At 55.4% G+C, this 13985-nt stretch carries 10 protein-coding genes and 1 tRNA gene; 8 read left to right on the top strand and 3 right to left on the bottom strand.

Annotated features, from left to right (window positions below; translation table 11 throughout):
• Positions 1–2: 2 nt before the first annotated feature.
• Together ACTQ1N_RS03135 and ACTQ1N_RS03130 are read right to left on the bottom strand one after the other, a co-directional pair.
• Positions 3–680 (bottom strand): transposase, encoded by a 678-nt coding sequence (locus ACTQ1N_RS03135; protein WP_441954545.1) that lies wholly within the window; start codon positions 678–680, stop codon positions 3–5.
• 117 nt (positions 681–797) lie between these two features.
• Complete coding sequence (locus ACTQ1N_RS03130) at positions 798–1835, bottom strand: branched-chain amino acid aminotransferase (RefSeq protein WP_441954543.1); 1038 nt, start codon at positions 1833–1835, stop codon at positions 798–800.
• Between the two features lie 425 nt (positions 1836–2260).
• Between ACTQ1N_RS03130 and ACTQ1N_RS03125 the strand changes: the two genes are divergently transcribed.
• Entirely contained in the window at positions 2261–3631 is a 1371-nt protein-coding gene (locus ACTQ1N_RS03125) for a M28 family peptidase (protein ID WP_441954541.1), read from the top strand.
• Between the two features lie 38 nt (positions 3632–3669).
• Here the strand turns inward: ACTQ1N_RS03125 and ACTQ1N_RS03120 are convergent.
• Positions 3670–3741 (bottom strand) — tRNA-Gln (locus tag ACTQ1N_RS03120).
• A 204-nt stretch (positions 3742–3945) separates the two neighbouring features.
• Here ACTQ1N_RS03120 and ACTQ1N_RS03115 point away from each other — a divergent pair.
• The 7 genes from ACTQ1N_RS03115 to ACTQ1N_RS03085 all read left to right on the top strand — a co-directional run bounded on the left by ACTQ1N_RS03115 (position 3946) and on the right by ACTQ1N_RS03085 (position 13977).
• Positions 3946–5331, top strand: a complete 1386-nt coding sequence (locus ACTQ1N_RS03115; RefSeq protein WP_441954539.1) for a citrate/2-methylcitrate synthase — start codon at positions 3946–3948, stop codon at positions 5329–5331.
• 156 nt (positions 5332–5487) lie between these two features.
• Entirely contained in the window at positions 5488–6954 is a 1467-nt protein-coding gene (locus ACTQ1N_RS03110; protein ID WP_441954537.1) for a nicotinate phosphoribosyltransferase, read from the top strand.
• Positions 6951–7661: an acyl-[acyl-carrier-protein] thioesterase gene (locus ACTQ1N_RS03105; protein WP_441954535.1), complete on the top strand. Its 711-nt coding sequence runs from the start codon at positions 6951–6953 to the stop codon at positions 7659–7661. The genes ACTQ1N_RS03110 and ACTQ1N_RS03105 overlap by 4 nt, the downstream gene beginning before the upstream one ends.
• A 248-nt stretch (positions 7662–7909) precedes the next feature.
• The gene (locus ACTQ1N_RS03100) at positions 7910–8734 is read left to right on the top strand and encodes a CvfB family protein (protein ID WP_441954533.1); all 825 of its coding nucleotides are present in this window, start codon (positions 7910–7912) and stop codon (positions 8732–8734) included.
• A gap of 237 nt (positions 8735–8971) precedes the next feature.
• On the top strand, positions 8972–9211 hold the full coding sequence (locus ACTQ1N_RS03095) for a polya polymerase (protein ID WP_441954531.1): 240 nt from the start codon (positions 8972–8974) through the stop codon (positions 9209–9211).
• Positions 9212–9420: 209 nt separating this feature from the next.
• The gene (locus tag ACTQ1N_RS03090; RefSeq protein ID WP_441954529.1) at positions 9421–10356 is read left to right on the top strand and encodes a CPBP family intramembrane glutamic endopeptidase; all 936 of its coding nucleotides are present in this window, start codon (positions 9421–9423) and stop codon (positions 10354–10356) included.
• Between the two features lie 36 nt (positions 10357–10392).
• Positions 10393–13977: a DNA polymerase III subunit alpha gene (locus tag ACTQ1N_RS03085; RefSeq protein WP_441954527.1), complete on the top strand. Its 3585-nt coding sequence runs from the start codon at positions 10393–10395 to the stop codon at positions 13975–13977.
• The last annotated feature ends 8 nt before the right edge of the window (positions 13978–13985 follow it).

Below are 13985 nucleotides of genomic sequence, written 5' to 3'. Positions count from 1 at the left end.
GCTCAGCCCCGCCTCCTCTCTATCTCGTCGAGTTTTTTTAAGAAAGATGCCTCCATTTCAGCCCGTTCCTTTTCAGCGCGCAGAATCCTGTTCTCCGCTCGAAGCTTTTCTAACTCTGACATTTCATCCAATGGCTTTGTCCGCCCGCGTCTGTCCCTGAGAGCTTCAATACCACCAGCTTCATATTTGACAGTATAGCTTCGTGCCTGTTGATAAGATACCTTATACCTTGCTGCTGTCCCGGCGTAATTATGATCATGTGCAATGCAGTATTGAACGATCTCCACCCTCTCGTCGAAGGATGTTTTTCTTCCTTTGGTCATGATGGTTGTTCCTCCTGTTCCGGAAGCTTTCAGTTCCTCATGACCATTATACTTTTTTATCCAGTTACGGAGTTGTCTGGTTGACTTAATTTTGTGCCTTTTGCAAATTTCCAGCAAAGATCCCCTTCCAGAAAGATAATCCCTTACGGCCTGCTCTTTCAACTCTTTGGAATAGTGCTGGTTTCCATTGCCGAGAAAAGCGCTCTCGCCCATCGACTGGTAATTTCCCACCCATTGGTCAATGCTCCACCAGCTGACTCCCAGTCTTTTAGCAATTGCCTTTTTAGAGGAGTTACCTGATAAATAATCTTTAATCGCATTGATAATGGTTTCATTATCAAATTTAGTCCTTCTCAATGAAAATGCTCCTTTCCGGGCAAACAAGCTTTTATTTTTTCGCTTGTCTACCTGGAAGGGAGCATATCACCGTGGCCTCCGGGGCTGTTTTTACGTCTTACAAAGTCGGATTGGATTTCAGCCGTCGATGACCTGAATCCATCCCTCCGGAGCCTCGAGACGCCCCATCTGGATCCCGGTCAGCGTGTCATACAGCTTCTTCAGAACAGGACCCATCTCCTCCATACCGGACGGGAATGCGTACTCGGTGCCGTGGTCGAAGATCCTTCCGACCGGGGATATGACGGCAGCGGTTCCGCAGAGGCCGCATTCTGCAAAAGCACCCTTCTTGACCTCGTCAAACAGCACCTCACGCTCGTCGACCTTCATGCCGAGGATGTTCTGAGCGATGTAGACGATGCTTCTTCTGGTGATGGACGGAAGAATGCTTGGAGACTTCGGGACAACCAGCGTCTTGTCAGGCGTGACAAATATGACATTGGCGCCGCCGGTCTCCTCAATCTTCGTGCGGGTTGCCGGATCAAGGTAGAGGTTCTCGTTGAAACCATTCCGATGCGCATCCATGATCGCATGAAGGCTCATCGCATAGTTCAGGCCTGCCTTGACATGGCCGGTTCCATGAGGCGCTGCGCGGTCGAAGTCAGATATGCGGATGACAATCGGCTTCGCGCCTCCCTTGAAGTACGGGCCGACCGGCGTGGTGAAGATACGGAACTGATACTCGTCGGCCGGTTTGACTCCGATGACCGGGTTTGAGCCGAACATATAAGGGCGGATGTAGAGCGTCGCGCCGCTGCCATATGGCGGAACCCAGGCTTCATCTGCGCGAACCGTATCGACGACCGCCTTCACCCATCTGTCAACCGGGAAGACTGGCATCTCGAGGCGCTCGCAGGAGCTCTTCATACGGAGAGCGTTCTGATCGGGGCGGAAGCAGACAATCTTTCCATCCTCCGTCGTGTATGCCTTCAATCCCTCAAAGCAGGACTGTGAATACTGAAGGACGCCGGCGCATTCGTTCATGACGACATTGGCGTCATCCGTGAGAACACCCTCATCCCACGCGCCGTTCTTATAATTGGAAACGAACCTCTTGTCGGTTTTGATGTAACCGAAGCCGAGAGAGCCCCAGTCGATGTCTTTCTTTGCAACCATTTGCAACCCCTCACTTTCCTGAATCAGAGCCTTCTGACACGGCATCCCATGCACACATATTCGTACCTTGCGTGCCTGTATCAGCAACGCTGGCAGCAGCGGCCGGAAACTGGACGGAGACCGGCATGCTATGCGTGCCTGTATCAGGGAAGAGTGTACCACCAGCGATTTCAGGAGTCAAACAATCATGCCTCATATTTTGAGAAAACATCTATTATTTACGAAAGTTCCTGAATTCTCCGAATATAATACGGCAACATACAGAGATTCCTGCAGAAGTTACCGCATGGGAGGGTGCTGATCCGAAGAGGTCCGAAGACTGGCGGGCCGGCTGATCAGATTTGATTTTCGGGGGTCCAATCAATATAATGATGATGACTGACAACTTTGATGAACAGCGGAAATCGTGTAGAAAGTGTATAAAAATGAATCCATATAGAAACAGAGGAATCTGGAAAACACACCGCATAGCGGCTGCGGCATTGTCAGTTGTGCTGGTCGGGACCAGTGCAGCGTCTCTTTTTTCAGGCGATCTTCTCTGGGCGGGCGAGCTTTCGGCATCTCAGCTGAGCCAGGAGCAGACCGGTTCAACTGATGCGCAGATTGCCCAGGATGGGGTTGATTCTTCCGGAAACGGTCTGATCGAGGACGCCGGTCATGCTGTTCAGAACGATTCCGGTATATCGATGGAAGAACTGCAGAAAGCGATGGACAGCGGGGATCAGGATGCGCTGCGCAGAATTGCGGAGGGTGAAACCGGAAGCAGTGCCGGCGGGGACGGCACGCAGTCCGAGACCGCTGCGCCGGAGCCGGAGATCCCGGGGATGGCGGACCCGGAGAGCGTCCGGCAGGTGCTGCAGGCGCTGTCTGCCTATGACAGTATGACCGGGTCGGACGATGAGCTTCGCGCGGCAGATTACATCGCAGGCAAGATGAAGGAATATGGCTATACGGTGGAGACGCAGCCCTTCCATGAGGGCTTTGTCGATGAGACCGGGAACGACGAGCAGGGGCTCAACATCATCGCAGAACGCGGCGCTGACTCAGAGAGAAACCGGACAGACGGTATCTTTCTGGTCGTCACGCACTATGACACAAAGCGGAAGAAAGAGAAGGGAGATCCGTTTACGGCGGACCGCACGGGCGCCTGTGCGCTTCTGGAGGCGGCCCGTGTCCTTCAGAATATAAAGACGGATACAGACATCTGTTTTGTCTTTCTGTCAGGTGAGGAGGACGGACTGTACGGATCGAAATATTTTGTGCGTACACTGTCGGATGAGATGAGAGCGAGGATCAAGGGCGTGCTCGATGTGGAACGGGTCGGCTATGTGCCGGAGACCTTTTATGTCCTGGCAAATGCGGACGGACAGGACAATGATGTCACGATGAGGATCCGGCAGGCCGTTTTAAACATCGGGGAGGAGGCTGCGGCTGCAGTTCCGGACGGCATTCAGGCTGAAAATGAGACAGCAGAAGCAGACGGAGGTGGAGGTGTTCAGACGGAAAGTGCTTTGGACGACGGAAGCCAGGCCGGGGAAACAGCCGCGCCTGCCCCGTGGGACTGTGTCAGAGACCAGAAGCTGTCCGCGTATTCATTCGGGAAGGCAGGCTTTCCGGCGGCAGCGCTGACTCAGTACATCCCTGGACGGACTGGAGCCGGGCAGACGAGCGGAGAAACAGAGACGGAAGCAGAGACGGAAGCGGACGGGCAGCAGGCGATGACGGCAGACCCGAAGCAGATCGCGCATATCTCGAACATCGTCGCAAGGATGCTCTCAGGCATCATGAACAACTGAAAAAGCTTCCGGATGATCATCCGGAAGCTTTTTAATAGCAGGGCTACCAGGATTCGAACCTGGAAATGACGGAGTCAGAGTCCGTTGCCTTACCGTTTGGCGATAGCCCTATGTATCTGTGTCTCAGCGACGAATGTCATTATACGCAAAGACAGAGGAAAATGCAAGTATCATTTTCAAAGAATATGTTTTTTAGGCGATGCAAGTCGGACAGATGGATTCACAGAAAATTCGTTTCTCCACAGTTGTGGAGAAACGAATTTTCTGATAAGCTTTTTTCAGAACGTCAGAACGAGACAGAGGAGGTATGTCCAATGGGAAATGACAAGACATATGAGGAAGCTTACACAGAAATCACGCCGGAGATGATGGAGCTGGCAAGACTGTGCGAGCGCACGGATCAGATCGACCCGGATCTTTACACAAAGTATGATGTCAAACCCGGACTCCGGGATCTCAACGGGAAGGGGGTCGTCGCCGGGCTGACAGAGGTATCCCGTGTGCAGGCAAAGAAGATTGTGGACGGGAAGGAAGTCCCGGACGCAGGCCATCTCTATTATAGAGGAAGGAACATTGAGGACCTTGTCCGGGGGTTTGCGTCCGAAGGCCGGTACGGATACGAGGAGGTGGCGTATCTGCTCCTCTTTGGAGAGCTGCCGGATCAGAAACAGCTTGACCGCTTCCACGACATTCTGGCCAGAAACCAGTCTCTGTTTCCTCAGAATTTTGTGCGTGACATTATCATGACCGCTCCGTCCAGTGACATGATGAATGTCCTCGCAAGAAGCATCCTGACCCTCTATTCCTACGACGCGTCGGCGGATGACATATCGCTGCCGAACGTCCTGCGGCAGTGTCTTCAGGTCATCGCCATGATGCCGATGTTTGCCATCTACGGCTACCGGACTTACCAGCACTACTATCTGGGAAAGAGCCTCGTCATCAGACAGCCAAAGCCCGAGCTTTCATTTGCAGAGAACATTCTGCAGATGCTGAGAAAGGACGGAAAATACACCGAGCTGGAGGCACGGCTTCTGGATATCTGTCTTGTTCTGCACATGGAGCATGGCGGCGGCAACAACTCCACCTTCACGGACAGAGTCGTGACTTCCTCCGGGACGGACAGCTATTCCGTCTTCGCGGCGGCGCTCGGCTCCCTGAAGGGACCCCGCCATGGCGGCGCAAACCTCAAGGTCATGCAGATGATGGCTGACATCAAGGAGAATGTGAAGGACTGGACGGACAAGGATGAGGTGACAGCGTATCTGACAAGGATTCTGAACAAGGACGCCTTTGACCACTCCGGACTGATCTACGGCATCGGACATGCGGTCTACTCCATCTCCGATCCGAGAGCAGTCATTCTGGAGCGGTTCGCGAAGCAGCTTTCGGAGGAAAAGGGGCGCACGGAGGAGATGGCGCTCTACCATCTGATCGAGGAGACCGCGCCACAGATCATTGCATCGAAATCCCGGATGTACAAGGGTGTTTCCGCAAATGTGGACTTCTTCTCCGGCTTCGTCTATGACATGCTCGATCTTCCGCGGGAGCTTTACACACCGATCTTCGCCATCGCGCGTTCCGTCGGCTGGAGTGCGCACAGGCTGGAGGAGCTGGCGCGGCGCGGGAAAATCATCCGTCCGGCCTACATCGCGGTCCATGACAATGTAGATTATGTGCCGCTTGGCCAGAGAGGCTGAACAGGAAGTTTGCGTTTCAAATGCCTCCCAAGATGGTATAATCACATCATGACTGCGCAAGGCGCCGGCCTGTCAGACTGAGACAGGCGGGGGTATCAGCGCCTTGAGGACGCATATGCGCAATAATCCAGTGGTGGGAAAAAGAGGACAGATGACATGAGTACCATGAAACTGACACTGCTTACAGACTTCTATGAGCTGACGATGATGCAGGGTTACTTCAAATGCGGCATGCACCAGAAGGTCGTATTTGATGCATTTTACCGCAGAAACCCGGATGATGGAGGCTACGCCATCTGCGCAGGCCTGGACCAGGTCATTGACTACGTCAAGCGGCTGACCTTCTCCAAAGAGGACATCGACTATCTCAGAAGCCTGAATACGTTTGACGAAGACTTTTTGCAGTACCTGTCGGATTTCCATTTTTCAGGTGATATCTATGCCATCCCGGAGGGAACGGTGATCTTCCCGCGGGAGCCGCTTGTCAAGGTCGTCGCGCCGATCATGGAAGCGCAGCTCATGGAGACCGCGATTCTGAACATCATCAATCACCAGTGCCTGATTGCCACCAAGGCCGCCCGGGTCTGCTACGCAGCGAAGGGGGACGGCATCATGGAATTCGGCCTGAGGCGTGCGCAGGGGCCAGACGCCGGCACGTACGGCGCAAGGGCGGCTGTGATCGGCGGCTGCATCGGCACGTCCAATGTCCTGACCGGACAGCTCTTCGATGTGCCGGTGCTCGGGACGCATGCCCACAGCTGGATCATGAGCTTCCCGGATGAGTACACAGCCTTCAAAAAGTACGCCGAGTACTACCCGGACAACTGCGTGCTGCTGGTCGACACCTATGACACGCTGCGCTCCGGCGTGCCGAACGCCATCCGGGTGTTCACCGAGATGAGGGCAAAGGGCTGGAAGCCGAAGAAGTACGGCATCCGTCTGGACTCCGGCGATCTGGCGTACCTGACCAAGAAGGCCAGGAAGATGCTCGACGACGCCGGCTTTGCGGACGCCTCCATTGCCGCTTCGTCCGATCTGGATGAATATGTGATCCAGTCTCTGAAATCACAGGGAGCCCGCATTGATTCCTGGGGCGTCGGGACAAATCTGATCACCTCCAAGAACACCCCCGCCTTCGGCGGCGTCTACAAGCTGGCGGCCATCGAGGGGCCGGACGGAAGCCTGATCCCGAAGATCAAGCTGTCCGAGAACACCGACAAGATCACGAACCCCGGCAACAAGCAGGTCTGGAGAATTTACGACAAGCAGTATCACAAGATTCGGGCAGACCTGATCAGCATGGACGATGAAGTCTTCGATCCGGAGCAGGATCTGATCATCTTTGATCCGAAGGAAACCTGGAAGAAGACAAAGATCAAGGCCGGAACCTACGATCTTCGTCCGCTGCTTGTTCCGATCTTCAAAAACGGAGAGTGTGTCTACAAGTCGCCCTCCGTCCTTGAGATCCGCGACATCTGCACGAAGGAGAAGGATTCGCTCTGGGATGAGACAAAGCGTTTCGTGAATCCGCACGAGATGTATGTCGACTTGTCAGACAAGCTCTACAAGATCAAGGCAGATCTTCTTGAAGAGCTCTCCATGAAGGCGCTCCAGTCCGAATGATCCAGACACTTCCATCCATTGTTCGCTACAGCGAGACGGATGAGAGCGGGAGACTGTCCCTCCCGGCACTCGTCGACTACTTTCAGGATGCCGCCGAGCTCCATGGAGACCGGCTCGGCATCGGGTGGAGATATCTTGCAAAGCAGCATCTGGCGTGGCTCCTCTCCTCCTGGCAGATTGAAATTGGAAGGCTGCCGGAGCTGAGCGAGGAGATTCTGGTGAAGACCTGGGGCTGGAAGTTTCAGAGTATCTTCGGAATGAGAAACAGCCTGCTCCTTGACAAAGACGGAAAGACCCTGGTCACCGCGAACAGTGTCTGGTTTTTGTACGATACGCAGGAACAGAAGCCGGTCCGGGTACCGGAGAGCATCGAGAATACCTTCGGTGTCCACCCGAGAGCGGATATGAAATATGCGCCGCGGAAGCTGCCTGATATGGAGGGTGGCGACGTCATGGAAAGTTTCACTGTTGGGCGGCAGAATCTGGACACGAACCACCATGTGAACAATGCCCAGTATGTTGCGATGGCGTTGGAGTGCCTGCCGCGCGCAGTCAGGCCGGCGGAGCTTCTGGTGGAGTACAAGAAGCAGGCGTACCTTGGAGACACCATCTCGCCCGCTGTCAAGAGGACGGAAGACGGATATGCCGTATCGCTCCGGGCCTTAAGCGGGGAGCCTTACGCGAACCTGCGTCTGCGGACAGACTGACAGATGCGCGCTGCCACACTCGGCAATCCCGCGCCGCCTGTGCGCCGCTTCATGCCTCACGTGGGGTGTGTCCAATCAGTCCTGCATCCACGCGGATGCAGACATGCGTGATAACCCTGTTGCGGACCTGTCTGTGACGGCCTGGGGGCTTGCCGCCGCTCGCATGCAGGCATGCGTGGCGACGGACTCCTGACCCTGTAATCATGATATAGAAATACAAGTATCTCTGAGAGAGGACGGAATGACCGATGTTAAAGCTGGGAGAACGCCAGACACTGAAAATTGACCACAGAAAGAGCTTCGGGGTATATCTGGGGGAGGGAGACGAGACCGTCCTTCTTCCGGGCAAGGAGGTCCCGGAGGATGCGGAGGTTGGAGACGAGCTCAGCGTCTTCCTGTACCGGGACTCGTCAGACCGGCTGGTCGCCACGACGCGGGAGCCGAAGATCACCCTGCATGAGACGAAGCTTCTGCGTGTGAAGGAAGTGACGAAGATCGGTGCTTTCCTGGACTGGGGGCTTGAGAAGGACCTGCTGCTTCCGTACCATGAGCAGACAAAGAAGGTGAAGGCAGACGAGGAGGTGCTCGTATCGCTGTATATTGATAAGAGCTCCCGCCTCTGTGCCACCATGAACGTCTATCCCTACCTCCGCACGGATTCGCCGTACCAGGCAGACAGCGAGGTGACGGGGCGTATCTATCAGACGAGCGACAACTTCGGTGTCTTCGTGGCGGTGGATGATGCATATTCGGGACTGATCCCGGCGCAGGAAGCCGCAGGACATTTCCGGATTGGAGATGTCATCACCGCCCGCGTCACGAGGGTGCTGCCGGACGGCAAGCTGAACCTTTCCGTGCGGAAGAAGGCCTACCAGCAGCTCGACGAGGATTCACAGACCGTTCTGAAAGTCATCGATGAATATGAAGGGGTGCTTCCGTTTGACGATAAAGTATCCCCTGAGATCATCCGGCGGGAAATGGGGCTGTCCAAGAATGCTTTCAAGCGCGCGGTCGGTCATCTGATGAAGGAGGACAAGGCTGAGATCCGGGGAAAGCGGATCTACAGGGTCTGATAACACCGGAAAGAAGGCCTCTGCGGCGCCTGAACCGGAGCGGACCGGAAAAGCGGATCAACAGGGTCTGATGATACCGGAAAGGCCATTTGCCGGGACAGTTTTCAGATAACGGCTTGATTTCAGAACAAAATTATATTACTGTACAGATAAGTACGCTGAGGCACGGAGACAATCGAGGAAGGCGCCCCGGCGGCATAAAACCTGTACAGAGTGGGGCGAAAGGAGAAAACAATTATGAAGCTTCAGAATGTCAAGGATGTCAAGAAACTGTTTGAGGTTGTTGATTCCTGCAAGGGAAAGGTCGAGCTGGTCACAGGTGAGGGCGACAGACTGAACCTGAAGTCCAAGCTGAGCCAGTACATATCCCTGTCCGGTATCTTCAAGGACGGCGTGCCGGAGATCCCGGAGATGGAGATTGTCGCATACGATCCGGAGGATGTGCAGAAGCTCTTCAATTTCATGGTGAACGGCTGAAAAGCAGCATCGTGACAGTGTGCATGGATCTGGCAGGCGGAAGGAAACGGGAGGGAACCTGTATGCAGGCGGAACTTTCAGCGTTTCATATGGCCGGGCAGAGGAAGAAGTACAGATCTGGGAGGGAGTCGGATCATGGCGATCCGGCTCTTCTTTTTCCCGCGGCTTCGTGCTAGAATGAGACAAGCTCAGGGATCGGAGGTTAACATATGACACAGAACAGATCAAAACAGGGCGGCAAGCTTTATCTGATCATGATGATCGTCGTTGTCGCCATTACCCTGCTTGGCAGTCTGATCACAAAACTGCCGCTTCCGGATTTCGGAATGACAGGTGATATCGCAATCTCGGAGGCCATCTTTCTGGTACCGGTCCTGGTCATCCTGTTCATGGACCGTTTTGAACCGCTGCGGGGCATGAAGCTTCGCGTGATCGGGATGCCGACCATCCTGTGGACGATGCTTCTGTCACTGCTGCTTCTTCCGGTGATGGCGCTTTTGAACCTGCTGACACAGTTCCTGGTGCCCAATGCGGCAGCTGCCATGCTCGGCGCGTCCACTTCGCTTCCGCTCTGGGTCAGCCTGCTGTATTTCGCCGTCCTGCCTCCGGTTGTGGAGGAATTCATTTTCAGGGGCGTACTGTTCCAGTATTTCCGTCCCTGCGGGCTCTGGAAGACCGCACTGCTGACCGGGCTGATGTTCGGTCTGGCGCACCTGAATCTGAACCAGTTTCTGTACGCATTTGTGATCGGCATCTTCTGGACGATGCTTGATGAGGCGACAGGCTCCATCTTTTCCTCGATGATCTCGCATGGCATTGTGAATGGCCTGAATGTTATCCTGATGTACATTGCGGTGGGCAATCTGCCGGAGAACCTGGTCGGGGAAGTCAACCAGGCCAGGACAGACGTTTCGTCCATCGTCTATCTGGTTGTTCTGGCTGTGATTGCCGGAGCCTGCGCGATCCTCGCTGTCATGGTCATCCGCCATCTGGCAAAGATCCGCGGCAATGAGCAGAAGTTCCGCGATGCGCTGCATGGAAGAGACCGTCTGAGAGGAAAGGACGGAAGAACATTCTCTCCGGAGCTTTTGATCAGCCTCGTGATCCCGATCGTCTTTATCGGCATCAACATCGCCATGCAGTAACCAATCTGAAAGATGAAGGACCGAAGGGAGACACTGTTGAAGTTCGCACATCTGCACTGCCATACGGAGTACAGTCTTCTGGATGGCTCGAATAAAATCAAGGCCTATGTCGCCCGGGTGAAGGAACTCGGGATGGATGCGGCTGCCATTACCGATCACGGCGTCATGTACGGCGTGATCGATTTTTATAAGGAATGCAAGGCCCAGGGCATTCGCCCGATTCTTGGATGCGAGGTCTATGTGGCGCCCGGCTCCAGGTTTGACAGAGAGCCGGGGCAGTCGGACGCCCGCTATTACCATCTCATTCTGCTCGCGGAGAACAACCAGGGGTACGAAAACCTGACCAAGATTGTATCCGCGGGCTTTCTTGACGGTTATTACTATAAACCCCGCGTTGACAAGGAGATCCTGAGAGCATACCACGAAGGCATCATCGCGTCCTCCGCCTGCCTTGCAGGGGAGGTGGCGCGCGATCTGTCAAACGGCTTGTACGAAGAGGCGAAGGCGGCGGCGCTGGAGTACCAGGATATCTTCGGGAAAGACCATTTCTACCTGGAGCTGCAGGACCATGGCCTCGACGAGCAGAAGCAGGTGAATGCCGGCCTTCTGCGCCTGTCGAAGGAGACCGGGATCGGGCTCATTGCGACAAATGACTGTCACTACACGCGCGCAGAGGACGCGGAGGCGCACGATGTGCTGCTCTGCATCCAGACCGGGAAGAAAGTGTCCGATGAAGACCGTATGCGTTACCCGGGCGGGCAGTTCTACGTCAAGTCCCCGGAGGAGATGGCCGCCCTGTTTCCCTACGCGCCGGAGGCGATTGAGAATACAGAGAAGATTGCGCAGCGCTGCAGCGTGGAGATCGAGTTCGGCCACACCAAGCTGCCAAAGTTTGATGTCCCGGATGGGAAAACCTCGAAGCAGTACCTTGAGGAGCTCTGTCAGAAGGGACTGGAGGAGCGCTATCACCCGGTCACGGAGAAGCTTCAGGAGCGGCTGAAATACGAGCTCGGCGTCATTGAGCGGATGGGCTATGTCGATTATTTCCTGATCGTCTGGGATTACTGCCGCTATGCCCGCTCGGTCGGCATCGCGGTCGGACCAGGCCGCGGTTCTGCCGCCGGTTCGCTGGTTTCCTACACCCTCGGCATCACAAAGCTGGACCCGATCCGCTTCAACCTGCTGTTTGAGCGCTTCCTGAACCCGGAGCGCGTCTCGATGCCTGATATTGATGTCGACTTCGGCTACGAGCGCCGGCAGGAGGTCATCGACTACGTCACGCAGAAGTATGGCCGTGACGATGTGGCGCAGATTGTCACGTTCGGAACGCTCGCGGCGCGGGGCGTCATCCGGGATGTAGGGCGGGTTATGGACCTGCCCTACTCGCTCTGCGATTCGATATCCAAGATGATTCCCCAGGAGCTCGGCATCACGATCGACAAGGCGCTGGAGGAGAGCCAGGAGCTGAAGACGATGTATGAGACGGACGAGACCATCCACCGCCTCATTGACATGTCGAGACGGCTGGAGGGACTGCCGCGCCACACCTCTGTCCACGCGGCGGGTGTCGTCATCTGCCAGCGGCGGGTGGACGATTTTGTTCCGGTCGCACGCTCTCAGGATGGCGGGATCGTCACGCAGTTCACGATGACGACAATCGAGGAGCTTGGTCTTCTGAAAATGGATTTCCTCGGGCTTCGCACGCTGACGGTGATTCAGGACGCGGTTGCGATGGCTTCGAAGAAGGAAGGCCGCCCGATTGACATCGACAAGATTGACTACACCGATCCGAAGGTCTACGCCTATATCGGAACCGGAAAGTGCGAGGGCATCTTCCAGCTCGAGTCGGCCGGAATGAAGAGCTTCATGAAGGAGCTCAGGCCCGGCAGCATTGAGGATCTGATTGCAGGAATATCGCTGTACCGGCCGGGGCCGATGGACTTCATCCCTCAGTACATCCGGGGCAAGCAGCATCCGGAGCTCATCACCTACGACACCCCGCTCCTTGAACCGATCCTGAAGCCAACCTATGGCTGCATCGTCTATCAGGAGCAGGTCATGCAGATCGTGCGGAGCCTGGGCGGTTACACGCTGGGGCGCGCGGACCTGGTCCGGCGCGCGATGAGCAAGAAGAAGGCCGCGGTCATGGCGCAGGAACGCCAGAATTTCGTCTACGGGAATGAAGCCGAACATGTTCCTGGCTGCATATCGAAAGGAATCGATGAAAAAACTGCGAATAAGATCTACGATGACATGACCGATTTTGCAAAGTATGCCTTTAACAAGTCCCATGCAGCGGCCTATGCTTACGTGGCTTATCAGACAGCCTGGCTGAAGTACTACTATCCGGTGGAGTTCATGGCGGCGCTGATGACGTCGGTCATCGACAATCCGGGCAAGGTGGCGGACTACATCATGGTCTGCCGCTCGATGAAGATTCAGATTCTGCCGCCTGATATCAATGAGGGGGAAGCATCCTTCTCTGTGTCCGGCGGGGCGATCCGCTACGCACTGGATGCCATCAAGTCGATCGGCCGTCCGGTGATCGATGCCATCCTGAAGGAACGGCAGAAAGGCGGACCGTACGCCTCGCTTCGCTCATTTGCGGAGCGCGTCGGCGGGGATGTGAATAAGCGTGCCGCCGAGAACTTCATCAAGGCCGGGGCTTTCGACTGCTTTGGTGCGACCCGGAAGCAGATGATGATGACCTATGCGCAGATCTTTGATGCGGCGGCGAGAGAACGGAAGAACCAGGTGAGCGGTCAGCTGTCCCTGTTCGATTTCCTGAAGCCTGAGGACGGGGAGAAGGATGCCGGCGCAGGGCAGATTCCGATGCCGGATGTCGGCGAGTTCAGCAGGGATCAGCGCCTGAAGATGGAGAAGGAGGTCCTGGGCATCTATGTCAGCGGCCATCCGCTGGAGTCTGACATCAGCGTGTGGGAGAAGAACATCACCGCGAAATCCCATGACTTTGCGATCAACGATGAGACGGGGCAGGCGGACCGGCTGCAGGATTCCTCTGATCAGGTGATCGGCGGCATCCTGCAGGAGAAAACCATCAAGTATACAAAAAAAGGCCAGACCATGGCCTTCATCACGCTGGAGGATCTGGTCGGAAGTGTCGAAGTACTGGTCTTCCCAAAGCTGTATGACCAGTATTCCGAGCTCCTGAACGCGGATGAGAAACTGTTCATCGAGGGCAGGGTTTCGGTGGAGGATGACAAGCCCAGCAAGCTTCTTGCCGAAAAAATCTGGCGGTTTGAGGATGTTCCGTATGAGCTGTGGTTTCAGTTCAAAGACGAGGAGACCTACGCAGGGCGTGCAGACGAGCTGAACAGCCTGCTGATCGAGGGGCAGAAACCAGATGCCGGCGGTTCCGATCGTCCGGAAAGATTCTTATCCGGATCCGGTGAAAATGTCCCACAGTCCCATGACGCACCGGTGGCGCTTTCCAGAATTGCTGTCTATGCAAAGGATCAGAAGCGCGTCAGGAATCTGCGTTTCACCGCCCGGATGTATATCACCAGAAGTCTGCTGCAAAAGCTGAAGGCACAGTATGGAAGCAGCAACGTCATGCTGCTTCCGGGCAGACTGGAGAGAGGACGGCAGAGGGGGTACTGACAGATCGC

The organism is Porcincola sp. LCP21S3_C12 (assembly GCF_052118625.1).
GTDB lineage: Bacteria > Bacillota > Clostridia > Lachnospirales > Lachnospiraceae > Porcincola.
Note: the sequence above shows the minus strand (reverse complement) of the source record. Positions and strands in the feature narration are given on the sequence as shown.

Coding starts and splice junctions, on each gene's coding strand:
- ACTQ1N_RS03105 (WP_441954535.1), top strand. CDS start 6,951: ATGATCCAGACACTTCCATCCATTGTTCGCTACAGCGAGACGGATGAG.
- ACTQ1N_RS03125 (WP_441954541.1), top strand. CDS start 2,261: ATGAATCCATATAGAAACAGAGGAATCTGGAAAACACACCGCATAGCG.
- ACTQ1N_RS03130 (WP_441954543.1), bottom strand. CDS start 1,835: ATGGTTGCAAAGAAAGACATCGACTGGGGCTCTCTCGGCTTCGGTTAC.
- ACTQ1N_RS03100 (WP_441954533.1), top strand. CDS start 7,910: ATGTTAAAGCTGGGAGAACGCCAGACACTGAAAATTGACCACAGAAAG.
- ACTQ1N_RS03090 (WP_441954529.1), top strand. CDS start 9,421: ATGACACAGAACAGATCAAAACAGGGCGGCAAGCTTTATCTGATCATG.
- ACTQ1N_RS03095 (WP_441954531.1), top strand. CDS start 8,972: ATGAAGCTTCAGAATGTCAAGGATGTCAAGAAACTGTTTGAGGTTGTT.
- ACTQ1N_RS03115 (WP_441954539.1), top strand. CDS start 3,946: ATGGGAAATGACAAGACATATGAGGAAGCTTACACAGAAATCACGCCG.
- ACTQ1N_RS03110 (WP_441954537.1), top strand. CDS start 5,488: ATGAGTACCATGAAACTGACACTGCTTACAGACTTCTATGAGCTGACG.